The 25,320-nt window shown below is 58.2% G+C and carries 22 protein-coding genes; 2 read left to right on the top strand and 20 right to left on the bottom strand.

The window, feature by feature from the left end:
• Positions 1-64 precede the first annotated feature (64 nt).
• Both K0I31_RS02160 and K0I31_RS02155 read right to left on the bottom strand, forming a co-directional pair.
• Positions 65-1,438, bottom strand: coding sequence for an alanine/glycine:cation symporter family protein (locus K0I31_RS02160; protein WP_011864230.1), 1,374 nt, complete (start codon positions 1,436-1,438; stop codon positions 65-67).
• 204 nt (positions 1,439-1,642) lie between these two features.
• The gene (locus tag K0I31_RS02155; protein WP_220079740.1) at positions 1,643-2,065 is read right to left on the bottom strand and encodes a helix-turn-helix domain-containing protein; all 423 of its coding nucleotides are present in this window, start codon (positions 2,063-2,065) and stop codon (positions 1,643-1,645) included.
• Between the two features lie 77 nt (positions 2,066-2,142).
• On the opposite strand from K0I31_RS02155, the gene K0I31_RS02150 reads away from it, so the two are divergent.
• Positions 2,143-2,628: a DUF2938 domain-containing protein gene (locus K0I31_RS02150; RefSeq protein ID WP_220079739.1), complete on the top strand. Its 486-nt coding sequence runs from the start codon at positions 2,143-2,145 to the stop codon at positions 2,626-2,628.
• 66 nt (positions 2,629-2,694) lie between these two features.
• Here K0I31_RS02150 and K0I31_RS02145 read toward each other — a convergent pair whose 3' ends face one another.
• The 6 genes from K0I31_RS02145 to pmbA form a co-directional block, all read right to left on the bottom strand.
• Positions 2,695-2,943 (bottom strand): PspC domain-containing protein, encoded by a 249-nt coding sequence (locus K0I31_RS02145; protein WP_220079738.1) that lies wholly within the window; start codon positions 2,941-2,943, stop codon positions 2,695-2,697.
• Between the two features lie 185 nt (positions 2,944-3,128).
• Positions 3,129-4,361 (bottom strand): organoarsenical effux MFS transporter ArsJ, encoded by a 1,233-nt coding sequence (gene arsJ / locus K0I31_RS02140; protein ID WP_220079737.1) that lies wholly within the window; start codon positions 4,359-4,361, stop codon positions 3,129-3,131.
• Positions 4,362-5,372 (bottom strand): ArsJ-associated glyceraldehyde-3-phosphate dehydrogenase, encoded by a 1,011-nt coding sequence (locus tag K0I31_RS02135; protein WP_220079736.1) that lies wholly within the window; start codon positions 5,370-5,372, stop codon positions 4,362-4,364. It abuts the gene before it with no gap.
• A 35-nt stretch (positions 5,373-5,407) separates the two neighbouring features.
• Positions 5,408-6,442, bottom strand: coding sequence for an ACR3 family arsenite efflux transporter (arsB, locus tag K0I31_RS02130; protein WP_220079735.1), 1,035 nt, complete (start codon positions 6,440-6,442; stop codon positions 5,408-5,410).
• 4 nt (positions 6,443-6,446) lie between these two features.
• Positions 6,447-6,797, bottom strand: coding sequence for a metalloregulator ArsR/SmtB family transcription factor (locus K0I31_RS02125; RefSeq protein WP_434086785.1), 351 nt, complete (start codon positions 6,795-6,797; stop codon positions 6,447-6,449).
• Between the two features lie 165 nt (positions 6,798-6,962).
• Positions 6,963-8,303: a metalloprotease PmbA gene (gene pmbA, locus K0I31_RS02120; RefSeq protein ID WP_220044053.1), complete on the bottom strand. Its 1,341-nt coding sequence runs from the start codon at positions 8,301-8,303 to the stop codon at positions 6,963-6,965.
• 149 nt (positions 8,304-8,452) lie between these two features.
• Between pmbA and yjgA the strand changes: the two genes are divergently transcribed.
• Positions 8,453-8,992 carry a ribosome biogenesis factor YjgA gene (gene yjgA, locus K0I31_RS02115; protein ID WP_041406308.1) on the top strand — a complete coding sequence of 180 codons (540 nt, stop codon included), beginning with the start codon at positions 8,453-8,455 and terminating at the stop codon, positions 8,990-8,992.
• 36 nt (positions 8,993-9,028) lie between these two features.
• Here yjgA and K0I31_RS02110 read toward each other — a convergent pair whose 3' ends face one another.
• The 12 genes from K0I31_RS02110 to K0I31_RS02055 form a co-directional block, all read right to left on the bottom strand.
• Positions 9,029-10,174, bottom strand: a complete 1,146-nt coding sequence (locus K0I31_RS02110; RefSeq protein ID WP_220079734.1) for an ABC transporter permease — start codon at positions 10,172-10,174, stop codon at positions 9,029-9,031.
• Positions 10,171-11,343 (bottom strand): ABC transporter permease, encoded by a 1,173-nt coding sequence (locus K0I31_RS02105; protein WP_220079733.1) that lies wholly within the window; start codon positions 11,341-11,343, stop codon positions 10,171-10,173. Before K0I31_RS02105 ends, K0I31_RS02110 begins: the two co-directional genes overlap by 4 nt.
• A 12-nt stretch (positions 11,344-11,355) precedes the next feature.
• On the bottom strand, positions 11,356-12,327 hold the full coding sequence (locus K0I31_RS02100; protein WP_220079732.1) for an HlyD family secretion protein: 972 nt from the start codon (positions 12,325-12,327) through the stop codon (positions 11,356-11,358).
• Entirely contained in the window at positions 12,317-13,720 is a 1,404-nt protein-coding gene (locus K0I31_RS02095) for a TolC family protein (protein WP_220079731.1), read from the bottom strand. Before K0I31_RS02095 ends, K0I31_RS02100 begins: the two co-directional genes overlap by 11 nt.
• Before the next feature lie 202 nt (positions 13,721-13,922).
• Entirely contained in the window at positions 13,923-15,371 is a 1,449-nt protein-coding gene (gene tldD / locus K0I31_RS02090; protein WP_220079730.1) for a metalloprotease TldD, read from the bottom strand.
• Positions 15,372-15,409: 38 nt separating this feature from the next.
• A complete protein-coding gene (locus K0I31_RS02085; protein ID WP_220079729.1) occupies positions 15,410-16,243 on the bottom strand; it encodes a carbon-nitrogen hydrolase family protein in 834 nt (277 codons plus the stop codon).
• A complete protein-coding gene (locus tag K0I31_RS02080) occupies positions 16,167-20,489 on the bottom strand; it encodes a YhdP family protein (RefSeq protein WP_220079728.1) in 4,323 nt (1,440 codons plus the stop codon). The genes K0I31_RS02085 and K0I31_RS02080 overlap by 77 nt, the downstream gene beginning before the upstream one ends.
• A complete protein-coding gene (gene rng, locus K0I31_RS02075; protein ID WP_011864213.1) occupies positions 20,489-21,991 on the bottom strand; it encodes a ribonuclease G in 1,503 nt (500 codons plus the stop codon). Before rng ends, K0I31_RS02080 begins: the two co-directional genes overlap by 1 nt.
• A 97-nt stretch (positions 21,992-22,088) precedes the next feature.
• Entirely contained in the window at positions 22,089-22,676 is a 588-nt protein-coding gene (locus K0I31_RS02070) for a Maf family protein (RefSeq protein WP_286670330.1), read from the bottom strand.
• A gap of 2 nt (positions 22,677-22,678) precedes the next feature.
• The gene (gene mreD, locus K0I31_RS02065) at positions 22,679-23,167 is read right to left on the bottom strand and encodes a rod shape-determining protein MreD (protein WP_011864211.1); all 489 of its coding nucleotides are present in this window, start codon (positions 23,165-23,167) and stop codon (positions 22,679-22,681) included.
• Complete coding sequence (gene mreC, locus K0I31_RS02060) at positions 23,164-24,045, bottom strand: rod shape-determining protein MreC (RefSeq protein ID WP_144200002.1); 882 nt, start codon at positions 24,043-24,045, stop codon at positions 23,164-23,166. Before mreC ends, mreD begins: the two co-directional genes overlap by 4 nt.
• 134 nt (positions 24,046-24,179) lie before the next feature.
• Positions 24,180-25,229 (bottom strand): rod shape-determining protein, encoded by a 1,050-nt coding sequence (locus K0I31_RS02055; protein ID WP_011864209.1) that lies wholly within the window; start codon positions 25,227-25,229, stop codon positions 24,180-24,182.
• Positions 25,230-25,320 lie beyond the last annotated feature (91 nt).

The following is a 25,320-nucleotide window of genomic DNA, read 5'->3' as shown; positions in this document are numbered from 1 at the left end:
GTACAAAAAAAGCGCCCTTTTGGGCGCTTCTTCAATTCAACAAACACAGGCTTTAGCTGTTGGCTTAGCTGCTGGCTTCTGCTTCCTGCTGACGCTTCTTGATGAAGTATTCACGGGTCAATCCAAAGACCACTGGGCTAAGCAGCGACAGGGCGATCAGGTTTGGTATCGCCATCATCGCATTCAGGGTATCGGCCAGCAGCCAGATGAAGTCGAGCGAGCTGACAGCCCCGAGGGGAACAACAATGACCCAGATGGCTCTGAAGGGTTTTACCGCGCGCACACCAAACAGGTACTGCACACACTTCTCGCTATAGACGCTCCAACCCAGGATGGTGGTGAAGGCGAAGATAGAGAGGGCGATGGCCACGATATAGTTACCCATAGGCAGGGCGTGAGAGAAGGCGTAGGAGGTCAACGCCGCGCCATTCTCACCCGATGTCCAGGCACCTGATACCACGATCGCCAGACCGGTAATGGTACATACCACCAGGGTATCGATGAAGGTACCCAGCATAGCCACCAGGCCCTGAGCGACAGGGTTGTTGGTCTGCGCCGCCGCGTGGGCGATAGGCGCGCTACCCAGACCGGCCTCGTTAGAGAAGACGCCGCGGGCCACACCGAAGCGCACCGCCGCCCATACTGCCGCCCCGGCAAAACCGCCCTGGGCCGCCACAGGATTGAAGGCGCTGTGGACGATAAGAGCGATAGCATCTGGGATAGCTGCGGCATTAACCACTATCACCGACAGACCGGCGGCGATGTAGAATACCGTCATCAGAGGCACCAGCTTACCCGCCACATCGGCGATACGCTTGATCCCCCCCATCAGCACGGCGCCCACCAGCACCATGAGCACCAGACCCGTCACCCAGGTTGGCACGCCGAAGTTACTGTTAAGGGCATCGGCCACTGAATTGGCCTGTACCGTGTTGCCGATACCGAAACCGGCAAAGGATCCAAACAGGGCGAAGGCGGTGCCCAGCCAGGCCCATTTGCTGCCCAGACCATTCTTGATGTAGTACATAGGGCCGCCGATATGGTTGCCGTTATCGTCCACTTCACGATATTTCACCGCCAGCACGGCCTCGGAAAACTTAGTAGCCATCCCCACCAGGGCGGTACACCACATCCAGAACAGGGCGCCTGGGCCACCGATAAAGATGGCGGTCGCCACCCCTGCGATGTTACCCGTACCTATGGTGGCCGACAGCGAGGTCATCAGGGCATTGAAAGGGCTGATCTCCCCCTTCATCTGCTTATCCTTGTCGGGAATGCGTCCGGACCAGAGCAGCTTAAAGCCGGTACCCAGCTTGAGGATCGGCATCAACCGCAAGCCAAAGGAGAGAAAGAGTCCCACGCCTAAGATCATCACGAGCATGGGAGTACCCCATACGAACCCGTTGATCGTACTGACAAATTCAGTAATACCTTCCATTCAAACCTCGTCGTTTTTATCGTTATTTTGGTGATCTACGCCACGCTCTGTTGATTGCATCCCAGAGTACAACGAAAAGCGTTCAAAATGAAAGCAGCGATTGTTAACAAATTGAAACAAAGAGAGATGTTAGCTGACGCGGCGAGCCTAACGCCGAAGAATAAGACTAAAGGGGTGTTCAGGGCGTTAGACGCAAGCGAGCCGCTAAAGCCTTGGCAGAGAAGGCTTATCCTGCGGGTCAAATGCACCGGCTGCGGTGGCCTTCATCAGACGGCGAAACTTGGGACACTCCATGTGACTGGGCGCGGTGCAGTTGGCGGCGTGTCTCAAACCGTCACGCATCGCCTGCATCCTCAAGATGGTGCGCTCCAGCTCGTCGGCCCGGCGCAGCAGCAGCTCTCTGTCTATGAGGGGATCGCCGCCTGTAGCTAGCATGCTGCCAATCTCATCGAGGGACAATCCCGCCGAGCGGCCAAGAGCGATCAACGCCAGACGCTCTAGCACCTCGGCGCCAAATTGGCGACGAATGCCATGACGTCCCAGCGAGCGGATCAACCCCCGCTCTTCGTAATAACGCAGGGTCGACGCCGGCAAGCCTGAGCGTTTGGCGACCTGTGAAATATCCATATCCTTCCCTTGACCTCAAGTCGACTTGAAGTTGTAAGCTAACAATATCAACGGCTTCACACAACAAAGGAATGAATATGTCTCCCCTTATCGACTGCCTCCTCATCGGCCTAGGCGCCACCCTCATCATGGATCTTTGGGGCCTGCTGCGTCATCCCCTGCTGGGTATGCCACTGCCCAGCTATTATCTGGTGGGCCGCTGGCTGGGCCATATGCCCCGCGGCCAGTTTCGTCACCAGACGATTACCGAGGCCGCCCCAGTCCCAGGTGAGACCCTCATAGGTTGGTTGGCCCACTATCTCATCGGCGTCAGCTTTGCCGCCCTCTTGCTGCTCGTCGCTGGATCGGAATGGTTCACCAGCCCCAGCCTGCCCCCCGCCCTCGCGGTGGGCTTAGTCACTGTGCTCGCCCCCTTCTTGCTGATGCAACCCGGCATGGGCGCAGGCATCGCCGCCTCACGTCTGCCCAACCCTGGCCTGGCTCGACTACACAGCCTGATCACCCATGGCGTATTCGGGCTCGGCCTCTACCTCTCGGCGCTAGGCCTGCGACTCTTTCACTGAGACGAATGACTATAAATTGAAGGGGAATGAACAGAGACACAAACGCATAGGAACAGGATCGGCCAATCAACGAGTTTGGTTGGCCTTTCGCTGCAACTGACGACGCATCGCCTGGGTTGTGGGATATTTAGGCAACACTAACCAGCACACCAGATAGACTAAAACGGGTAGGAAGAAGAATAGGCTGCTAAGGACAAAAGCGACCCGCAATCCGTTGACTTGCCAAACGAAATAGTCGGCTAACCCGGAGCAGACTCCGGCAACAACGCCCCTCTCACCCCGGGTTAAAATCTTAATTTCCTCTAAATCCGTCATGAAAATCCCTTTTAAATTCAGATTACTATTAACAAGCGGTCACGCTTGAACCTAGAGTCACTATAACCAAATCCTCTTGATTTTGTTACACCAAGAGTCTAAGTCTTGGTATATGAGTTCTTAAGCAGTTCCCGCTGTTGCTAGAATATTTAGCAACCTCAAAGCATTCAGTCTTCATTCCAAAGCTAGCGCCTCGGCAGTCCCACGCTTATCACAGCCGTCAGCCCGAGCAGTCCAGTGGAGATCCACAGGCAAGCCCCCAGCCCATAGGCCTGGTACACCCAGCCTGAGAGGATAGTGCCCAGCAGGCGCCCCATGGCATTGGCCATGTAGTAGAAGCCCACATCTAGGGAGACGCCATCGTCGCTGGCATAGCTGACAATCAGGTAACTGTGCAGGGAGGAGTTGACCGCAAACACGGCGCCAAACAGCATCAGGCCAAGTAGCAACACGCCGAGATTGAACTCGGGCGCCTGTGCCGCCAACTCACCACTCATCAAATAGGCGATCAGCGCAGGGATTAACGTCAGAGCGCCAGCCCACCACATGGCGCTGCGCCCGTCGGGCACCACACCGCTGGCTCTTCCGGTGATCTTAGGGGCGAGGCTTTGCACCGCACCATAACCGATGATCCACAGCGCTAGGAAGCCGCCCACCTGATAGTGATCCCAGCCAAATTGACTGGCGAGATAGACGGGCAGGGCCACCACAAACCAGACATCGCGGGAGGCAAACAGGCACATGCGCGCCGCCGAGAGTATGTTGATCGCCCGGCTCTTGGAAAACAGCTCGGTAAACTTGGGCTTGTTCTTGGCCTTGCCGAGATCTTGCTTGAGCTTGATGATGCTCACCAGCCAGACGATAGTCAGCAGCGCCGCCATCAGGCCGATCGCCCCCTTGAAGCCCAGCAGCGCCAGCAGGGCACCGCCGAGGAAGAAGCCCGCCCCCTTGAGGGCATTCTTAGAGCCAGTCAGCACGGCGATATACTTGTACAGCCTGCCCTCTTCCCCCTTGGCCACCAGCATCTTCACGCTGCTCTTGGCGCTCATCTTGTTGAGATCTTTAGCAATCCCAGATAGCGCCTGGGCCGCCATCACCCAAGGCACGACAAGCCAGCTACTGGGCACCAACAACATGGCCAAGGCCACCACCTGCAACCCGAGGCCGATGTTCATGGTGCGATTGAGCCCGAGGCGAGCCCCCAGATAGCCGCCCACCAGGTTGGTCACCACGCCGAAGATCTCGTAGAAGAGGAACAGCATGGCGATGGACAGCGGCGAATAGCCAAGCTGGTGAAAATGCAGCACCACCAGCATGCGCAGCGCGCCGTCGGTAAGGGTGAAGGCCCAGTAGTTGCCCGTTACCAGCAGATACTGTCGCATCTCGCTCGGCAGGGCGCGCAGGCTGGCAAGTATCATTTAGGCCTTATCCATGCGGCCGACCATGCGCGCCAACTCGGCGGTGCGGTTGGCATAGCCCCACTCGTTGTCGTACCAGACATAGAGCTTGAGTTGAGTGCCGTTGATCACCATAGTCGACAGGGCGTCGACTATGCTGGAGCGGGGATCTGTCCTGTAATCCACAGAGACCAGCGGGCGCTCCTCGTAGCCGAGAATATCTTTCAGCTCACCTGCGGCGGCCGCCTTAAACAGGGCGTTGACCTCCTGCTCGGTCACCGGGCGCTGCATCTCGAACACACAGTCTGTGATGGAGGCGTTGGCCAGCGGCACACGCACCGCGTGGCCGTTTAGCTTACCCTTGAGTTCGGGGAAGATATGGGTGATGGCGGTAGCCGAGCCCGTGGTGGTGGGGATCAGCGACTGGCCGCAGGCGCGGGCGCGGCGCAGATCCTTATGGGGCGCATCGAGTATGGTCTGAGTATTGGTGATGTCATGAATAGTGGTCATGGAGCCATGCTTGATACCTATCTGTTCATGCAAAACCTTGACCACAGGCGCTAGGCAGTTGGTGGTGCAGGAGGCCGCGGTGACGATAGGATGTTTATCCTTGTCATACAGCTGATGGTTAACCCCCATGACGATGTTGAGTACGCCTTCCTCCTTCACCGGCGCGGTCACCACCACGCGCTTCACGCCTTGATCCAGATAGGCCTGCAGCAGCGCCTTAGACTTCATCACCCCAGAGGCCTCGATCACCAGATCGCAGCCCGACCAGTCGGTGTCGCCGATGGCGCGGTTGGCACTGGTGGCGATGCGCTTGTCACCTATAATGATCTGCTCGCCCTCGGCGATTGCCTCATGGCTCCAGCGGCCATGGATGGAGTCGAAGGTCAGCAGATGCGCCAGGGTGGCAGCATCACCCGCCGGGTCGTTGATCTGTACAAACTCGATATCGTCCCACTCCCATGCGGCGCGCAGCGCCAGGCGTCCCATGCGGCCAAAGCCGTTAATTCCCACTTTGATTGTCATCTTATCGTCCTATTCGTTAGATTCGCGCTAACCGCCTAGGCCTTACCCAGGCCGCGCAGGTAATTGGTTTTATCCCGATTGACGAAGGCCACCAGGGAGAGCATCACTGGCACCTCCACCAGCACACCGACCACGGTCGCCAGGGCTGCCCCCGAGTGAAGACCAAACAGGGAGATGGCCACGGCCACCGCCAGCTCGAAGAAGTTAGAGGTGGCTATCATACAGGCGGGCGCCGCCACATCCTGCTCTAGCCTCATCCGCTTGGCCGCCAGATAGGCGATGAAGAAGATGCCGTAGGTCTGTAGCAGCAAGGGGATGGCGATCAGCAAGATGTTTTGCGGCTGAGCCAATATGGTGTTGGCCTGCAGACCAAACAGCAGCACAACTGTGGCCAGCAGGCCCAGGATAGACCAGGGCTTGAGGCGGGCGACAAAGGCCTCGACACTCAAAACATGACCCTTTTTATTCAATAGCTTGCGTGTCACTATGCCTGCCACCAGGGGCAGCACAACATAGAGCACCACGGAGATCAGCAGCGTCTGCCAGGGCACCTGAATATCACTCACCCCTAGCAGGAAGGCGCAGATGGGGGCGAAGGCGAACACCATGATGATGTCGTTCACCGACACCTGCACTAGTGTGTAGTTAGGATTGCCCCTGGTGAGCTGACTCCAGACAAACACCATGGCGGTACAGGGCGCGACGCCCAGTAAGATCATGCCGGCGATATACTCGCTGGCGGTCTGGGGATCGACCCAGGAGGCGAACAGCACACGAAAGAAGAGCCAGCCAAGCAGCGCCATGGTAAAAGGCTTGATCAGCCAGTTCACCACCAACGTCAGCAGCAGCCCCTTGGGGCGCTTACCCACATCCTTTACCGCAGAGAAGTCGATCTGCACCATCATAGGGTAGATCATCACCCAGATCAGCACAGCGATCAGCAGATTGACGCTGGCGTACTCGAACGAGGCGATCAGGGCAAACTGCTGCGGCAGCAGATAACCCAGGCCGACGCCGGCGACGATGGCCAGCCCCACCCAGACACTCAGATAACGCTCAAATAATCCCATGGCTCTATCCCTTACAGCAGACTTGCACCCGCTCGGGGCGCTGACCCATCTCGGCCAACCTGGCCTGGGCTTGACTCAACAGCTGAGGGTTGCCCGCCAGCGTCTTTTGAATCACCTCGCCCGCCCAGTCGGGCAGCTCAGGATTGATTCGGTAGAATACCCACTGACCCTGGCGACGATCGCTCAGCAGCTCGGCCTTGCGTAGCTGCGCCAGATGACGCGAGACCTTGGGCTGACTCTCGTCCAGCGCCACCATCAATTCGCACACACACAGCTCGCCCTCGGCCTGGATCAGCAGCAGGCTCAGCAGACGGGTCTCATCGGACAGGGCTTTAAAGATTGCAACAGCCATCAGTGCTTCCTCAAACAAATATATGGCTAATCATATATATGGATTTCCATATATACAAGTCGTGATGGCCACATTTTTGCCCTGGCAGATTAATTTAACGCACAAAAAAGCGAGCCATCAGGCTCGCTTTAAGGTCGCTAAAAACGTCAGGCTAATCAGGCCCTAGGATTAGTTACCGGCTATCTTCATCTCGTCGAGCAGAATAGCGCCGGTGCGGATAGAGGAGCGCAGATCCTGCTCCTTACCTACGGCCACCATGTTGCGGTACATCTCCTTGAGGTTACCGGCAATGGTGATCTCTTCCACCGGATAGAGGATCTCACCATTCTCCACATAGAAACCGGCGGCGCCGCGAGAATAGTCACCGGTCACGCCGTTAACCCCCTGACCCATCACCTCGGTGACGATAAGGCCTGTGCCCATCTGCTTCACCAGCTCATCGAAGGTCTGTCCGGTATGGGACAGCGTCCAGTTGTAGATGCCACCGGCATGGCCTGTGTTAGTCAGCCCTAACTTGCGCGCCGAATAACTGGTCAGCAGGTAAGTCGAGAGTATGCCGCTGTCGATGATGTTGCGATCGACTGTCGCCACCCCTTCGCTATCATACCAGGCACTGGCCAGCGCGCCCTTGAGGTGCGGCTGCTCGGCGATGGTGAACCACTCGGGGAAGATCTGGGTGTCTATGGCATCGAGCAAAAAGCTCGACTTGCGATACAGGCTACTGCCGCTGATGGCGCCCACCAAGTGCCCCATGAGGCCGGTGGCCACATCGGGTGCGAACAGAATCGGCAGCTTAGTGGTGGCAATCTTACGCGCGCCCAGACGACTCAGTGTCTTCTTGGCTGCCTGCTGGCCCACGGCCTCTGGCGTCCACAGGTCGTCGAAGCGGCGGGCGACGGTATAGTCATAGTCACGCTGCATATGGCCATCTTGCTCGCCGATCACCACACAGCTCAGGCTGTAGCGTGAGCTGACGTAACCGTTGAGGAAACCATGGCTGTTACCATACACCTTAGCACCCGTATGGGCATTGGCGCTGGCGCCATCGGAGTTTTTAATGCGGGCATCGGCATCTAGGGCCGCAGTTTCGGCGCGGGCCGCCAGGGCTTCGAGCTCGGCGGGCGTGGTCTCGTGGGGATAGTAGAGTTCGAGATCGTCGATCTGCTTAGCCATCAGCTCGGCATCGGCCAGGCCATTGAAGGGGTCTTCCGAGGTGAAGCGGGCGATATCGTCGGCGGCCTTCACGGCGCGGCGAATCGCCTCTGGGCTCAGATCTGAGGTCGACGAGCTCCCCTTGCAGCCATCTCGAAACAGGGTGATCCCCAGTGCACCATCTTTATTAAACTCAACGGTCTCAACCTCTTTCAAGCGCGTCGAGACAGAGAGTCCCTGCTGCTTGCTGATGGCCACTTCGGCCCCCGAGGTGCCCAACTTGGCGGCATATTCTAATGCCATAGACACGGCGTCTTTCAATGAATTCAATTCGGTTTCGATGCTTGGAGAAGCCACAGATCTACTCTTTTGTTATCAATCGTGGCCGTAGCATAGCAAACCCGTCAGGCTTTCACATTAAATAACTGAGTCGTTTCGTAGGCGATATTGGCCGGAAATGTTATGATTAGGGGAGTTATGGCTTGGACCCCAGAGATTTTTTAATGATGAATATTGTTGGCGACTCAGAACACTTTAAACAGCCCTTCGATCATGACGATGATTACGTCAGCAGAGCCGATATAAAGCGCGAAATTGCCATTTACCAAGAGCTAGGTAAGAAACTGGTCTCCCTCAGCAAGAGTCAGCTGAAGAAGCTTGAGCTGGATGAGCTGCTACACGACAACATCTTGAAGGCCAAGACTATCCGTATCAACAGCGAGGCTCACCGCCGCCAGCTGCACTATGTGGGTAAACTGATGCGCAGCGTCGATATCGACGAACTGCAGGAAAACCTGAAGAACGTGCTTAACCAGAACCGCAACGAGAGCTCTAAACAGAACGTCGCCGAGAAGCAGAAAGATCATCTGCTGACAGGCGGTGATGAGGCGATTCAGACCCTGCTCGAGCAGCATCCCGGCCTCGAGCGCCAGAAGCTGCGTCAGCTGGTGAGACAGGCCAACAAGGAGTTAGCCAAACAGCCTGAGACGGCCTCTAAGTCAGCGGCCGAGCTGGTGAAGTACCTGCGCGCCGAGACAGGCGAATAGCCACCAGCCTTAAACGAAAGATGAAACAGCCCGCCGCTAGTGCGGGCTTTTTCTTGTCTCGAGTCTGAGCCGCAGCCCGAGATAGGCCAGCAGCAGATAGAAGAGCACTAGGCCCCACAGCTGCCACCATAGCGGCGCGACGCTCTGCCAGTCCGCCCCCATCTGATTAAGCTGTAACATCCCCTTGATGGTCACCACCCCGGGGATCAGCTGAGACACGGCCTGCAGCGGCGCAGGGATCAGCTCAACCGGCCAGGCGAAGCCCGACACAAACAGGATGGGCATGGAGATCAGCAGTAGCACCTGGGTCGGTAGATCCCGGCGCACAAAAAGGCTGCTAAAGGCGATACCCGCCAGGCTAGTGGCCAGCAAGAAGGGCAGTAGAAACAGACAGACCTGCCCCAGATTGCCCTGCACGCCCACCTGATACCAGTAGTGGCAGTAGCCTATGTAGTAGGCAGTAAACAGGCTATAGATGAGGCCGAAGGTGGCCACCCTGGCGCTCAGCAACTGCCCGAGTCCCACGCTGCGCCAATACCCCTGACGCTGCCACTGACCTGCGCCCAATATGCCGGTGCCTATCAGCAGGGTCTGATGCAGCACTAACAAGAGCACGCCGGGCACTACGTAGGAGGTATAGCCCAGGCTGGGGTTGAAAGCTGGCACGCTGTTGAGATGAATCGGCTCAAGCTCGCGCTGAACCTGTTTGGCCGCCTCGCCTCTGGCCAGCAGGCCCTGGAACTGAATATATTTCCCCGCATCAATCCCCACGGACACCAGCCCCTCGAGGATCGCCGAGTAGACCAGAAAATAGTTGGCATCGCCGCCATAGGCCAGGGTGACGCCACGCTGGCGCAGCAGATCCCGGCGAAACCCCTCGGGGATCACCAGATAGCCATGGGCCTGCCCTGAATTGACGGCGGCCTGTGCCTGGCTCAGGTCATCCACCTGAGCCACTACCTCCAGCTTAAGGCTGGCCTGGGCATGTCGGATCACCAGGCGACTCAGGCTGGAGTGATCACCATCGACCACCACTATCTGTTGCCGGGTCGGCACCTCGTTAAGATAGGGCAAGGGGTAGAGTACGGAATAGAAGATCACCCCACCAAACAGGGTGATGGCTATCGCCTTGTCGGTAACGATTGCCTTAAGCTCTTCAAACATCAGGGCAAAAAAGTTCATCCCTGCCCCTCCGTTATCTGCGCCTGACCCAGCTGCTCGCCAATCTGTTCCCGGCGCATCTTAGCCAGCATCAAGGCGATCAGCGGCAGCAACAGCAGGAAGCCCCAATAGCTCGACAGCTGGGAGATTAATGCCTGAGTCTCCTGACCATAGGCGATGACGCCGATATGGGTGTCGACATAGTGGCTCGAGGGCATGATCTGTCGCCACCACTGCGCCAGAAGCGGCATCTCGTGGGTAGGGAAGGTCACCCCCATGAAGGCGAAGGACGGCGCAAACAAGGCGGTGCAAAAGCTGATCACCCGGGCCGAATCTTGCAGCAGGGCAAAGATGGTCAGCACGATAAGCCACACCGCCAGGAGCATCACCAGCTGGGCGATGAGCAGCTGACCCAGGCCGCCGCGCATCGGCAACCCCAGATAGCCATAGAGCCAGGCGTAGACAAGCCCCAGCTGCAACATCAGCAGTGGGGTATAGACCAAGACCTTACTCAGCAACACCCGGTAGGTCCCTAGGCTAAACCACTCGACCAGGGTCTCGCGCCTCAGCTCCTCGGTAAGAGCATTGGCAAACACCAACATGGCCACTATCTGCACCAGGGCGATCAAGATCGGCGGCACCAGGAAGGCCACATAGTTATTGTTGGCGTTATAGAGCGCGCTGCTCTGGGTCTCTATCAGATTCAGGTTAATCTCCGCCTGCACCGGCGGCACGCCAGATGCCAGCTGCTTCAGCCGCGCCTTCTGTTTGAGGCCATCGGCCAGGCTGAGCTGGATCTGGCTGGAGAGCAGCTTGCCCACCAGCAGAAATTGGGCGTTGTAACGGATATCGATGCTGGGCTGATGCCCTATCATCAGGTCCTGATTTAACTTGAAGGGGAGCACCACTATGGCATAGGCCTCAGCTCTCTCCATGGCGGCCTGAGCCTGACCGATATCCTGATAGCTCACAGGGCTGATCACCGAGTTGGCACTCAGCTGACGCACCAGCATGCGGCTCAGCTGGCTCTGAGCCTGATCCACCACGGCCACAGGCAGGGCCCGAGGCAGCCCGGCGCTAAACAGCCACCAGAGGGCGAGCGTGCCCAGCAAGGGCAGATAGCTGACCAGGGCGAGCTGCCAGGGCGACTGCCATAGCCGCCTGAATTCCCGCGTGATGAGATGCCCCATGGACGCCAAGGCCTATTGCACCAGCAGGCTGGTCATACCCACCCTTAGGTCGGCTATGGGCGACACGGGTCTCAGCTCCATCTCGAAGGTGCGCATATCGAAGTCGTGGCCACTCTCGGTGGAGCGCCAGGTGGCGAAATGGCCCATGACGCTGATGTGCGCCACCTTGAAAGGGTAACGCTCGCCGAGCGCCGGGATCTCCACCTCCAGGGTATCGCCCACCTTAAAGCCCTTAAGCTGATCTTCACGCACCTGAAACACGGCCCAGGCATCCTGCATGTCGATAACGCTCACCACAGGAAAGCCGCTTGGCGCCAGCTCGCCCGGGTGCAGCAGTACCTCGCTAACCTCGCCAGACTTAGGCGAGCGCATCTGGCTGTCAGCCAAAATGGCGCTGACCTCTTTCACCGCCCCCTCGGCCATGCGGGCATTGCCTTCGGCCGCGGCCTTGGTCTCTTCACGGGCGCCCTCTTCGGCCATCTGATACATGGCGTAGGCCGCCTGCTGGGTGTACTTGGCCGCCTGCCACTGGGTAAAGGCCTCGTCGCGTTTCTGACGGGCCAGCACGCCTTCGCTAAACAGGGCTTCTACCCTCTGATAGGTGGTCTCGGCCAGGGTTGCTGCCGCCTTCGCCTTTAGCCATTGCTCCTTAGAAGCCGCTACCTGCTGCTTGCGGGCGCCGTTATCCGCCTCCTGTTGCAACGCCTTGGCGGCATCGCGGCCCCCTTGAGCCTGCATCAACTTGGCATTGAGCTCAGGGCTGTCGATGGCAAACAGGAGATCGCCTTCGGCCACCTGATCGCCACGGCGCACCATGACCTGCGCCACGCGCCCTGGCACCTTGGAGGAGATGTTGTACTCTCTAGCCTCTATCTGCCCCTGCAGTCGCTCGGCCTTGGGCGTATGGGCCAGCATCAGGCCGTAGGCCAGGATGGCCACTAAGGCGATTAGGGCGACAATGGCTAGGATTCTGTTAGTGCGCATCAGCTCTCTCCTGGGCGGTGCGTGAACGACCGATAAATTCATCTAACTGGCCACTGATGGCCATCAATCTGGCGTAGGCCTGTACGTAGCGATACTGGGCCGCCAGCTGCTGGGTCTGCACGCCGCTCAGCTTAAGCTCGGCGTCCACCTTCTCGATAGAGGTCGACAGCCCCTGGCTGAAGGCGAGATCCCTTAGGCGTTTGTTTTCTCTGGCAAGCGACAGCGACAGGTCGAGAGACTCTGTCTCCTCTCTGGCCTGCTGCAGTTGGCGATAGCTCTGATCCAGCAGCAGGCTGAGATCCTGCTGGGTCTGCGCCTTGGTGTAGCGCGCCTGCAACAGGGCGCTGCGGGCGGCCTCGACCTTGCCACTACGACCATCGCGGCTGATAAGCGGGATCTTCACCCCGACGCCGACCATCCAGTCCGGCTCCATCTTGGCCAGCAGGCTGTCGTCTTCATATAGTGTGTAATTGCCGTAGAGAAAGACGCTAGGGTAATAACTGCCCTTCTCCACATCGATAAGGCCGTTGGCCTGGGTTTCCTTGGCCTCCAGCAGCTTGAGCGCCGGATGGCTAGTCAGGGTTAGCTGACTGAGTTGTCCGAGGGAGGGCGGGTTATCGAGGAGGAACAGCTTTGACGCGGTATCGACATCACTCTGATGCAGCATTCGCGACAGGGCTATCTGGCTCATCTCCAGCTGACGCTTGGCGCTGGCATAATCCACCCGGGCATTTTCCAGGGCCACCTGGGCGTTGAGACGCTCCACCTTGGCGATCTGTCCCTGCTGCTCAAGCTTGACCGCATGCTCGGCGTGCTCAGTCAGAGCATCCATCAGCTGACCACGGGTCGCCATCAGGGCATGGCTCACCGCCACGCCATAGTATCTGTCCACCAGCTGGACGAAGAGATCCCGGGTGGACAGCTGATGCTGCTGCTCCTTCTCGGCCACCTGAGCCTCATGGATCCCCTGGGCGGCGCTGATACGGCCACCGGTATAGATGGGCCACATCGCCTGCAGGCTTGAGCGGAAGACGTCCTGCTCGGTAAAAGGGGTGACAAACAGCGATCCCGGAATGGCGCCCAGGGCGCCACCGAGTGCCGGCGGCAAGGTGGCGGGATCGAGACTGGCTAAGGGGTTGAGATCCCTCAGGTCCAGCTCCAGGGGTTTCTCTAAACGTGTGTAGCTGCCGTTGATCGACAACGAAGGCAGGTTGAGGTCCTCGCCGGCGGCCTTTTCGGCCTGGGCACGGTTAACCTCCTGCTGGCTGGCCTGCAACTTGTCGCTGACCTGCAACAGCTGCTGCCAGGCATCGCTAAAGGCGAGCTCCTTTGCCTGGGCGGCATTACCCGCCAGAGCTAACAGCGACAGCCAAACAATACGTGAATATCTCATCGACACCTCTAGAGCTAAAACTCTATTTCCTTGGCAAATGTTAACACCCTATGGGGGCGTTGAGAAGCAAGCCTTGTTGGCAAGCCGCTTCACAAGCTGTCGACAGCCTTCCCTAAATACTCTCTTGCACCACCCTGCAACCACTCCGGCAGGGCGGTACTTGCCTCTAGCGGCTCAGCCAGAGGCGAGGCCCACGGCTGAATTACGCCGTGCCGCCTACCGTCAAGCGGTCGAGTTTCAGACTAGGCTGGCCCACACCCACGGGCACACTTTGACCATCTTTGCCACAGACACCGACACCCTTGTCGAGCGCCAGATCGTTCCCCACCATGGAGATCTGCCCCATGGCCTCGGGACCATTACCTATCAGGGTCGCGCCCTTGATCGCCTGGGTGATCTCACCCCTCTCGATGAGATAGGCTTCAGACGCCGAGAACACAAACTTGCCAGAGGTGATATCGACCTGACCGCCACCGAAGTTAGGCGCATAGATCCCCTTGTCCACCGACTTGATGATATCTTCAGGCGAGCTGTCGCCGGCTTCCATATAGGTGTTGGTCATACGCGGCATCGGCAGATGGGCATAAGACTCGCGGCGACCGTTACCGGTTGAGGCCTGGCCCATCAGACGGCCGTTGAGCTTGTCTTGCATATAGCCCTTGAGGATGCCGTCCTGAATAAGCACAGTCTTCTGGGTCGGAACCCCTTCATCGTCTATGCTGAGCGAGCCGCGTCGATTCTCCAGGGTGCCATCGTCCACTACAGTCACTAGGCTAGAAGCCACCTGTTGGCCCACCAGGCCGCTAAAGGCGCTGCTACCCTTACGATTGAAGTCGCCTTCCAGGCCATGACCCACGGCCTCATGCAACAGTACGCCGGGCCAACCCGCGCCCAGTACCACAGGCATCTCACCGGCCGGCGCATCTATGGCGGTCAGATTGACCGAGGCCTGACGCACGGCTTCGCGGGCGAAGGCGAAACAGCTAGGCAGACCATCGTCGCCCGACTCGAAAAACACTTGATAATCATGGCGTCCACCGCCACCGCTGGCGCCGCGCTCACGCTTGCCTTCCTGCTCCAGCACCACGCTACAGTTAAAACGTACCAAGGGGCGAATATCTGCCGCCAGGGTACCGTCGCTGGCCGCGACTAAGATCTCTTCGTGCACGCCCGACAGGCTGATCACCACCTGTATGATGCGCGGGTCCAGGCTGCGCACATAGGCGTCGGCCTGCTTGAGCAGCTCAATCTTCTTCACCTCTTCCATGGCGGCGATAGGGTCGGCGCTCTGATACAGAGGCGTCACCTTCTGCTGCTTCCAGGCATGGACACGGCCGCTATTGCCCGCCGCAGAGATGCCGCGTGCCGCCTCGACCGCCGCGCTCAGCGCCGCAGGGGTGATCTCGTCGGCATAGGCGAAACCCGTCTTCTCGCCGCTGATGGCACGCACGCCCACACCACGCTCGATATGGAAGCTGCCCTCTTTGACTATGCCATCTTCTAACACCCAAGACTCGTGGCGACTGCCCTGAAAATAGAGATCGGAAAAGTCCACCTGATGCTGATGAATGCTATTGATATAGCCTTGCAACTGATCCAGCGACAATCCGTCTTGCAAGAGGCTCTGTTCTACTTGGGTTAAAAATGGCATTAATTTTCTCTCTATGGCGCCTGCATGAAGACGCGATTTTATAATCTCTTTAATTTGGGTGGCTCGAAACGATTGTGCTCGACCACAGGGATGTTGCGACGTATCCCCTCTATAGCCTTAAGGTCTATCTCTGCCGACAACCAGCCACAGCCTTCTGGCTTAATCGCCTGTACTTCTCCCCAGGGGGAGATGACGCAGGAGTGTCCCCAGGTCTCACGTTTACCCTGGTTGTGCTCGCCCCACTGGGCTGCTGCCAACAGGAAACATTGGGTCTCAATTGCCCTCGCCTGCAGCAGGGGCAGCCAGTGCGTCCGCCCGGTCACCCTGGTAAAGGCCGCCGGCAAGACGATGATCTCCGCCCCCTGCAGGCGCATGGCGCGAAATAGATCGGCAAACCTAAGGTCATAGCATATCGCCATCCCGACCTTACCGAAAGGCGTATCGACGACGGTTACCTCCTCACCGGGGCAAAAGGTGTCACTCTCCCGGTAGGACTTAGTGCCGTCGTCCACATCCACGTCGAACAAGTGCAGCTTGTCGTAGTGGCCTAGGGTCTCGCCGCTATCGTCAAACAAATAGCTGCGGCTAAACACCCGCCCCTCATCGGCCAGGATAGGAATGGTGCCCGCCACCAGATAGATACCATATTGTTTCGCCAGCGCGGCCAGGGTCTGCTTGAGTTCGCTGCCGGCATCGTCCCCGGCGTAGGCCAACTGCTGACGCTCATGGCCACCAAACAGCAGACAACACTCTGGCAGCACCACCAGATGGGGGCGCTCACCACCGGCTAGGGCATCAAGCTGCTCGCGAATAAAGCTGAGGTTCTCCTCGACGTCGCGACCACTCTGACATTGTAATAGGCTGACCTGCATCGCTTGACTCCTTGTTCACTGGCTTTTCCTGTGATTCTTGCTGTTGCGGCGTCTCGGTTTGTTGCTCCACTGGTGCCTGCTGTCCGGTGGGCGTCTCCTTAAACTCGGGCATGGCGACGACCGCTGGCTTAGGGATCTCAACGCCAGATGGCATCACCTGCTCACCCATCGCCGCTGCTGGCAGAGCGTCTGCCCCAGGCTGCGCTGGATTCTGTTCTTGCTGCTGCTCTTGTTTTAGTTGCGCAGGCTGTTTGCTTTCTGGCAGTTCGCTCTCGGACTGTTTATTTTCGGGCTTAGCTTCTGCGCCAGGCGCTTGTTGACGCGGCAGGACAGACTCGGGGATCTCTATCTCCTTGCTCTTACGCTCCAGCTCCTCCAGCTTAGGCTCAGACATGGTGCCCGTCAGCCTGAAGCGGATCTCGGAGATCACCTCAATCACCGGCTCCAATACTTTGGTCAGGGCGAAGGCGCCCAGGCCAAGTGTCCAGCCGCCGGTACTGAGTAGCACCACAGTGGGCACGCTTGAGGCCAGTTGCGGCACGAAGCGTATGTCGTAGTTGAGGCTCTCGGTAGTGAGGTCGGTATAACCCCGCACCCTCATGTTACCGGCCACCGCATCCATCTCGGAGTCCGTGGTCTTCACCACGCCGTTATCCAGCTTAAGGGTGCCGGTAAAGGCGTTAAAGTAGAGTCCCTTGCCGAAGACATCGGAGAAGTCCAGCGACAGCTTACGCAGCAAGGAATCCAGGCTGAACAAAGAGAAGATACGCGCGCCCTTGTCACTCACCTCAGACAGGTGGCCCTTGCCCAGCTTGTAACTGATCTGACCGTTGAGGGTCTCCAGCGAGAAGGCATAGGGCGCCCCCTGCCATGACAGCTCGGCCTGCAGATCCAGCGGCGCCTCCTTGAGGCCTGGGTCTATGCCCAGACGCTCCGAGACCTCATCGAACTGCTTGGCCTTGAGATCCACCTGAAACTCGGTCAGGTTCTGCCCGTCACTGTTGGACCAGGCGCCCTTACCCTTGAGGGTGATCCCTGGGGTGGTGATGGCGATGGTCTGGATCTGATAATCACCATTCTTGGGCGTTGCCTGCAACACCAGGTGACCCAGCGGCTTGCCATAGACACTGAACTGATCCACATCCACCGCCAGCGGCGGCAGTATGCTGAGCACCTCATCGCTGGCAACTTCAGACGCTTCGCCCTCCTTGCTCTCAGGCGCAAAGTTGAAACGGCTCGCCACCAGCTTTAAGCCCTGGGTCGACCAGTCTGGATAGAAGTCCACCCGGCCGCTAAATTCGTTGGCGTTGCCCTCGAAGCGCCAGCCATGTTCTGTGGGACGCGCCTCCAGATTCAGCTCAGTCAGCGGCTGCCCATAGAGGTTCAACTGGCGTACCTGACCATCGACCGCGATCAGCGGTGGGAAGAAGCTACTCTTCTTAGGCTCGGTATCTGCCTGCACCAGCGGGGTCTCCGGCGCCTGCTCCGCTAAGGCTTCCCGCATGGCCAGGTCCAGTGAGGATTCCAGCGCGGCGTCGCCCATGAATCCCTTGATGATTGGCAGCCAGGGGGCAAATTCGGTGGCAGGCATATCCAGCTGCAGATGACCAGCCTGACGCTTGAGTTGGTCACCCGGCTTAAACAGGCGTCCCAGCAGCAGGTCGAAGTGCGCCAGATGGTCGCCTGACTCCTCGTCGAAGCCACCCCAGAACTCCATCTGATCCCCAAGCTTGGCCCCTAGCGAGGCCTGCTTGTTGTCGCCGATCAGCTCGAATGAGAGGGCTCGCGGGCTCTCGGCCGTCTTGGCAAACTTGCCCGGCAGGCTCAGCTCGACGCCCTGCATGTCGCTCTTCACCTGCGCCTGTATACGATACCCCAGCTCATCGAAGATCAGCGTCATGGCGCCCTGCCAATCCAGCTCGCCGCTGTAGTAATCCTTGAGGGGGTTGTCTAACATCGCCGGTAGCGAGGCCAGCGCCCACTGCCCCTGCATATCCAGATTCAGGCCATAATGCTTGTTGGTCTTGCCTGTGTCGAAGGTGAAACTCACGGGTTGCTCGAACAGACGCGCCTGTATCTTCTCACCAGTGACCACCTCGTTGGCAAAGTAGACCTCGCCGGTCACGCCATCTAGCTGTACCCCCGGCTCGCTGATATAGACAGGGGTATTGTCAAACTTCACCTGACCCAGTATCGCCTCTTTGCCACCATGATAGAGGGGGATGCTGAGATCCAGCTTGCCCGATACCTCACCCTGCACCTGCACCACCTCTAGCGTGGCCCCTACCGTATCGGCCAGGGGTGAGCGTTGTAGCACCTGTTTGGCCGCCTCGCCCTGAGTGCGCAGATCCGCCTTCACCGTCAGCAGCGTCTGATGGCTCATGCGCGGGATGGCCACATGGGCGCCGTCGGCCGGCACCTGCATCAACATCCCCTTGTTCACCCAGATATCCATAGCCGCGTTCTCAAACAGCACATTTAGGCTCAGGTCGGTCACCTCAGGCCAATCGGGCTGGAACCTGTAGCGGGCCTGATTCAAAGAAAAACCGGCCTGGAACACACCGCTGTTGTCGTCATAGGGGAAATGCTTCAGTGGACCGTTCCACACCACCTTGGCGTCCTGGCTCTGCCCCGCCTTGATGGCGCCGCTGAGGTAATCGACCAGAGATTCGGACATGGCATGCTTAGGGAAATAGTACTTAGCCCTGGCGGCGTTCTTCACCTGCACATCGGCCAGCAGGTTAAGGCTGGCCTCACCGGCAAAGCCCAGCTTCATGGCCGCATCGAGATCCAGGTCGGCATTATAGAAATGCAGCTTAGGGGCGATCAGCGCCGCCTCGCCCAGGGCATATTTCACCGTGAAGGCGTCACCCGCAAGGGACAATGCTTCCTCGAAACCACCGTTAAAATCCAAGTGATACTGCTGCTCGGGCGCAGACAGATAAAGGTCGCTCCCCTGCATGCCGAGCATAAGGTCAATCGGCTCTGCCCCTGGGATGGCGCCGCTGCCTTGCCAGGCAAACTGCTTGAGCTGCGCCGACAGGGCAAAGCCCTGCTGCGCGCCGTAACCCAGCTTGAGCTGCTCTATGCTGCCCTTGGGATCCATCGACTGCCACAGGTAGAGGCCATCGAGATCCATGCCGGGCACCAGGGGCAACAGAGGCAACAAGACCTCGGCATCCAGTTGATTGATACTGGCCATCAGCCGATCGTCACGCTTGCGCGCGCCGATATGCAGCGCGGGCCAGGCCTGACCATTGGTGACGAAGGCCAGGTCTGAGCTGGTCAGTTGCCAGCCCGAGACCTGTGGCTGCCAGTTAAGCTGGCCAGCCTTAATTTCAAATTTTTGCTGCTCACCCTTGAGTTGCCACTGTAGCCAGCTCGGCTCGAAGGCGACCGTCGCCGCGGTAAAGGCGCGGTTAGAAAACTCTGCCCAGGCCTGCAGGTTCACCACTCCCTCGAGCGGCAGCTTCTTGCCCGACGCATAAGGATTTTCCTGGCGCGACGCCCACTCACCGAGATCCAGCGAGTTGGCCGCAAGATAGAGCTGACCGGTCAAGGACTCTGGGCTATGGCCATCGCCACGAATATCAACGGAGAGGGAGAGACGCTCGACCTCAGAGGCCTGCTCGTCGAGGAACAGCGCGCCCTCGGCTCTGTGGCGACCCACCAGATTGCGCCAGCGCAGATCCCTGATATGGATAGGTCGGTATTTGTGAGAGCTGCTAATCAGCTGCATGGTCACATCTGTGATGGCGAAGCGATCGAACTGCTCCAGCATCAGGGCATAGAGCCAATCGGTATTCTGCTCTGCCACTGGCACATCGCTGCTCTGCTGACCGTTACCGGCTTGACTGATACGGTCGAGATCCAGGGCGATCTTGACCCCTTCGAAGATCACATTCTCTATCTGGGGCGACGCCGAGACCAGGCTGTCCCAGAAATCCAGTTTGAGGTGGACATTGTCTATGATGAAGGTGACCGGCAGGTTTTCCTGCACCGGCAAGACCAGATTCTTGATGGTCACCGCAGGGCCAAACGCCTGCCACTCGGCGGTGAGTTCGCTGACCTCGACCTTGACCTGATACTGCTCATAGATATAGCTCACCAGCTCCTGACGGACCTGATCCAGCTTAGGTAGCAGGCCTCTGAACAGGCTGACGCTCAAGGCAAAAAGCACCACTATGATGGCGATCATCTGCCAGCATAGACGGCCGAAGGTGCGGGGACAGAATGGGCGTGACACTACATTATCACCACATCGAATTTGTTTTGCGCATACATGGGCTCGTTTTGCAGGCGAACATGCTTGCCGATATAGGCGCCGAGTTCAGCCACCAGATGGCTCTCCTCGCCGGTGAGGCTGTTGTAGACAGTCGGGGCACAGTAAACCAGGAACTCGTCGGCATCATAGCCGCGATTGAGGCGGATGATCTCGCGGAAGATCTCGTAAGAAACCGTCTCGACCGTCTTCAGGCTACCTGTGCCGAAACAGGCCGGGCACTCGCCGCACAGCACATGCTCCAGGCTCTCGCGGGTCCGCTTACGGGTCATCTCCACCAGTCCAAGACCCGAGAAGCCGCTGACATTGGTCTTCACCCTGTCGTTGGCAAGCGCTGCCTCTAAAGTGCTGAGCACACGCTTCTTATGGTCTTCGTTCAACATGTCGATGAAATCGATAATGATGATCCCCCCCAGATTACGCAGGCGCAATTGGCGAGCGATGGCGTGGGTCGCCTCCAGGTTGGTGTTGAATATGGTCTCTTCCAGGTTGCGATGGCCAACGAAGGCGCCTGTGTTGATATCCACAGTCGTCATGGCCTCGGTCTGATCTATGATCAGATAACCGCCTGACTTGAGCTCCACCTTGCGCCCTAGGGCGCGCTGCACCTCGTTCTCCACATCATAGAGATCGAAGATGGGCACCCGGCCGGAATAGTGTTCTATCTTGTCGGCGATCTCGGGCATAAACTCCTGGGTAAACTGCAGCAGCTCCTCATAGGTCTGGCCGGAATCCACCTGGATCTGATCCAGCTCGGTACCGACGAAGTCACGCACGATACGCACTGGCAGGGCGAGATCTTGGTAGAGCAGAGAGACGCCCGGACGCTTGCGACGCTCGCACACCTTGGCCCAGACCCGGCGCAGGAAGGCCGCATCCTGGATCAGCTCCTGCTCACCCGCATTCTCGGCGGCGGTACGGATGATGAAGCCGCCATCTTCATCCACAAAGGGCTCGGTCAGTCCCTTGAGACGGGCACGTACCTCTTCAGACTCGATGCGCTGAGATACACCCACATGGCTGGAGCCCGGCATGAAGACCAGATAGCGCGAGGGCAAGGTGATATCTGTGGTGAGGCGCGCACCCTTGGTGCCCAGGGGATCTTTGACCACCTGCACCATGATGTCCTGACCTTGGCGCACCAGCTCGGCGATGTCACGCACCACGAAGTTGCCCTTCTCGACGTCGGCCACACACTCGGTATGGGGCACGATATCAGAGGCATGGAGGAAGGCGGCCTTGTCCAAGCCGATATCCACAAAGGCGGCCTGCATGCCAGGCAATACCCGGCTGACCTTACCCTTGTAGATGTTGCCCACCAGGCCACGCTTCATGCGGCGCTCGATATGCACCTCTTGCAAGATGCCATATTCCACCAGCGCCACCCGCGCCTCGGTAGGCGTCACATTGATCAATAACTCAGAACCTATCTTCTTCTGTACTCTGTTTTTGACTATGTGACTCATGTTTACTCACTCAAATATGATTAATGCATTAACGGCCTAAGGACCGTTAATTTTAGAACAACTTAGACCTAAATGGCTCAATCTATTGGGTAAAACGCTAAACGGCTAACAACTTCATCTCGGCCAGCAGGGCCCGGGTTTCCACCAGCGGCAGTCCTACTACCGCCGAATAACTACCGTCGATGGCCTCGACGAAGCAGCCGCCTAAGCCCTGAATGCCATAGGCGCCGGCCTTATCCATGGGCTCGCCGGTGGCGATATAGGCCAAGATAGCCTGTTCTGTTAGGCCGCAAAATTGCACTTTAGTTTCAACTAATCGAGACAGGGTCCGCTCACCGTCGGTAACCGCCACCGCCGTCATCACGCTATGGCGCTTGCCCGACAGCGCGCTTAGCATCTGCCTGGCGTCCTGCTCATCCTTAGGCTTACCTAGGATCTCGCCTTCCAATACCACTATAGTATCAGAGCCCAGCACCACGGCGCCCGCCTGTCCCCAGAGCGCCAGACCAGCTTGCGCCTTCTCGATCGCCAGACGCACCACGAACTCATCGGCGCTTTCCCCTGCCCTATGGCTCTCGTCTATGTCGGCGGATAGCGCCTCGAAAGCAAATTCTGAGTCGCCAAGACCCACTTGAGCCAGTAGCTCGCGACGACGGGGAGAGGAAGAGGCTAATACCAGTTGCATCATTATCTCACTTTATAAATACGGCGAATGCGTCTCAGCATCCAAAATACCCAAGGCCAGATGATCAGGCTCGACAGGGCCGGTAGGAACAGGCTGACATCGAAACTGGCCACGTTCACCACAAACTGTACCCAGAACACCAGCAGATGGTGCAGGCACACTAGGCTGGCCACCATCAGTGCCTGTTGCCACATGGGGAAGTTACGCAGCCGTTGGAAGTGCAGTACCACCACATAGATCACCAGCGACATGGAGAGCGCGCGTATGCCGAGGTGGGCCCCCAGCAGGATATCCAACAAGACGCCCAGCACCCAGGCCGAGAGTATGTTGTAGCGGTGCGGCAGCGCCATCGCCCAGTAGATCATCACCAGCAGCAGCCAGTCGGGGCGCCAGCCCTCGACCAGGCCTGGCAGCGGCATGATCTGAAATAACATGGCCAGCAGGAAGCTTAACCAGACCACCCAACGACCGTGGGGAATATGCATGCTCATGGCGTCTCCTCCGCTTGCGGCTGGGCATCGGCGCCGGCTTCGACCGGCTCGGCTTGCTCACTCTGATTGCCATCAGGCCAGATCAACAGCAGGTAACGGATACGGTCCAGTGCCGCCAAAGGCTGGGCCGTGACCGTGGCATAGCTCTGGCCATCGTCGCGCTCGACCGTCATGATACGCGCCACGGGGTAACCTTCGGGAAAGCGTTTACCCAGACCCGAGGAGACCAGGAGATCGCCAACCCTAAGGTCTGTACTTTTGGCCACGTGGCGCAGCTCGAGCTCGTCGAGCTCGCCAATCCCCTGGGCCACCAGTCGCACATCGTTACGGGTCACCCGCACCGGGATGGCATGAGTCACGTCTGAAATCAACAGCACCCGGCTGGTCAGCTCGCTGATCTCCACCACCTGGCCGACGACGCCATGGGCGTCCACCACGGGCTGACCGACGAAGACGCCGCTGCGGGCACCATGGTTTAGCACCACATAGTGACGAAAGGGATCGCTGGCCACCTCCATCACCTCGGCCACCATCTTCTTGGAGTCCATGTGTACCGGAGAGCCCAGCAGCGCGCGCAGACGATCGTTTTCCTGTCTCAGGTGCTCGAAGCGCTGCAGACGCTCACTCATCAGGAGTTGCTGCCGCAGCAGCTGCTTGTTCTGCTTGGCCAACATGTTGCGGGTAGCGATACTCTCGGCAGACCAATCCAGGATGGCGCCGGGAATGTTAGCCACGTATTGCAGTGGGCTGAGCACAGAGGAGATAGATTGGCGCACCGGCTCCAGCCTATCGTTGGCCACCAGTAAGATCACCGACAAAACGATTGCCAATGTGAGCCTGAATTGATTCGAAATACCGCGGGCAAAAATAGGTTTCATAAAACACTTAAGGCAGCGAACCCGGTACCCACTTTTTACCCATTCACCTTGTGGTGTCTGGGCGGCGAGCCATCATTTACTATGCCTCGCCAAGGGTGTAACCAGAGTCTTGCTGCCTATTTTCTTGAGCCGAATTAGTTTTCGTCAGAGAAGAGATCGCCGCCATGCATGTCGATCATCTCTAATGCCTTACCACCACCACGGGCCACACAGGTCAGCGGATCGTCGGCCACCATCACAGGGATACCGGTCTCTTGCATCAACAGACGGTCGAGGTCACGCAGCAGCGCGCCACCGCCAGTCAGTACCATGCCACGCTCAGAGATATCTGAAGCCAGTTCTGGCGGAGACTGCTCCAGCGCCACCATCACGGCGCTGACGATGCCAGAGAGTGGCTCTTGCAGCGCCTCTAAGATCTCGTTGCTGTTCAGGGTAAAGCTACGTGGTACCCCTTCGGCCAGGTTGCGACCGCGCACTTCGATCTCCAGCACTTCGTCGCCCGGATAGGCGGTGCCTATGGTGTGCTTGATTCGCTCGGCCGTGGCCTCACCGATCAGGCTGCCATAGTTACGACGCACATAGTTGATGATGGCATCGTCAAACTTGTCGCCACCGATACGCACAGAAGAAGAATAAACCACGCCGTTGAGTGAGATGATGGCCACCTCGGTAGTACCACCACCGATATCCACCACCATAGAACCTGTTGCTTCCGACACAGGCAGGCCGGCACCGATAGCGGCCGCCATTGGCTCTTCGATCAGATAGACTTCGCGAGCACCTGCGCCCATGGCCGATTCACGAATCGCACGACGCTCAACCTGAGTGGCTCCCACTGGCACACACACCAAGACGCGCGGGCTTGGGCGGAATACGCTGTTGTTGTGTACCTGTTTGATGAAGTGCTGCAGCATCTTCTCGGTCACGTAGAAGTCGGCGATCACACCGTCTTTCATTGGACGAATGGCTTGAATGTTGCCCGGCGTACGACCCAGCATCTGCTTAGCTTCCGTTCCCACGGCGGCAACCGATTTTTGGCCGCCGCTGCCGCGTTCGCCCCGAATTGCAACAACCGAAGGCTCATTTAACACTATGCCCTCTTCGCGAACGTAAATTAAGGTGTTAGCCGTACCCAAATCGATCGAAAGATCGTTAGAAAAAATGCCACGCAGCTTCTTGAACATGTAACCAGCCTGTCTCAGTGGAGTCGGAAAAATAAAAATCAGGTAACTTTATCAATGCCCCCCGCATTCCACAAGGATATTATGCTGATCC

It is taken from the genome of Shewanella spartinae, from assembly GCF_019457555.1.
GTDB lineage: Bacteria > Pseudomonadota > Gammaproteobacteria > Enterobacterales > Shewanellaceae > Shewanella > Shewanella loihica.
This window is presented reverse-complemented; position numbering and strand designations above follow the sequence as displayed.

What these genes read in the sequence shown, in the direction of transcription:
- K0I31_RS02160 (WP_011864230.1), bottom strand. Translation starts at nt 1,438, where the DNA reads ATGGAAGGTATTACTGAATTTGTCAGTACGATCAACGGGTTCGTATGG.
- K0I31_RS02155 (WP_220079740.1), bottom strand. Translation starts at nt 2,065, where the DNA reads ATGGATATTTCACAGGTCGCCAAACGCTCAGGCTTGCCGGCGTCGACC.
- K0I31_RS02150 (WP_220079739.1), top strand. Translation starts at nt 2,143, where the DNA reads ATGTCTCCCCTTATCGACTGCCTCCTCATCGGCCTAGGCGCCACCCTC.
- K0I31_RS02145 (WP_220079738.1), bottom strand. Translation starts at nt 2,943, where the DNA reads ATGACGGATTTAGAGGAAATTAAGATTTTAACCCGGGGTGAGAGGGGC.
- arsJ (WP_220079737.1), bottom strand. Translation starts at nt 4,361, where the DNA reads ATGATACTTGCCAGCCTGCGCGCCCTGCCGAGCGAGATGCGACAGTAT.
- K0I31_RS02135 (WP_220079736.1), bottom strand. Translation starts at nt 5,372, where the DNA reads ATGACAATCAAAGTGGGAATTAACGGCTTTGGCCGCATGGGACGCCTG.
- arsB (WP_220079735.1), bottom strand. Translation starts at nt 6,442, where the DNA reads ATGGGATTATTTGAGCGTTATCTGAGTGTCTGGGTGGGGCTGGCCATC.
- yjgA (WP_041406308.1), top strand. Translation starts at nt 8,453, where the DNA reads ATGAATATTGTTGGCGACTCAGAACACTTTAAACAGCCCTTCGATCAT.
- K0I31_RS02110 (WP_220079734.1), bottom strand. Translation starts at nt 10,174, where the DNA reads ATGAACTTTTTTGCCCTGATGTTTGAAGAGCTTAAGGCAATCGTTACC.
- K0I31_RS02105 (WP_220079733.1), bottom strand. Translation starts at nt 11,343, where the DNA reads ATGGGGCATCTCATCACGCGGGAATTCAGGCGGCTATGGCAGTCGCCC.
- K0I31_RS02100 (WP_220079732.1), bottom strand. Translation starts at nt 12,327, where the DNA reads ATGCGCACTAACAGAATCCTAGCCATTGTCGCCCTAATCGCCTTAGTG.
- K0I31_RS02095 (WP_220079731.1), bottom strand. Translation starts at nt 13,720, where the DNA reads ATGAGATATTCACGTATTGTTTGGCTGTCGCTGTTAGCTCTGGCGGGT.
- tldD (WP_220079730.1), bottom strand. Translation starts at nt 15,371, where the DNA reads ATGCCATTTTTAACCCAAGTAGAACAGAGCCTCTTGCAAGACGGATTG.
- K0I31_RS02085 (WP_220079729.1), bottom strand. Translation starts at nt 16,243, where the DNA reads ATGCAGGTCAGCCTATTACAATGTCAGAGTGGTCGCGACGTCGAGGAG.
- rng (WP_011864213.1), bottom strand. Translation starts at nt 21,991, where the DNA reads ATGAGTCACATAGTCAAAAACAGAGTACAGAAGAAGATAGGTTCTGAG.
- K0I31_RS02070 (WP_286670330.1), bottom strand. Translation starts at nt 22,676, where the DNA reads ATGCAACTGGTATTAGCCTCTTCCTCTCCCCGTCGTCGCGAGCTACTG.
- mreD (WP_011864211.1), bottom strand. Translation starts at nt 23,167, where the DNA reads ATGAGCATGCATATTCCCCACGGTCGTTGGGTGGTCTGGTTAAGCTTC.
- mreC (WP_144200002.1), bottom strand. Translation starts at nt 24,045, where the DNA reads ATGAAACCTATTTTTGCCCGCGGTATTTCGAATCAATTCAGGCTCACA.
- K0I31_RS02055 (WP_011864209.1), bottom strand. Translation starts at nt 25,229, where the DNA reads ATGTTCAAGAAGCTGCGTGGCATTTTTTCTAACGATCTTTCGATCGAT.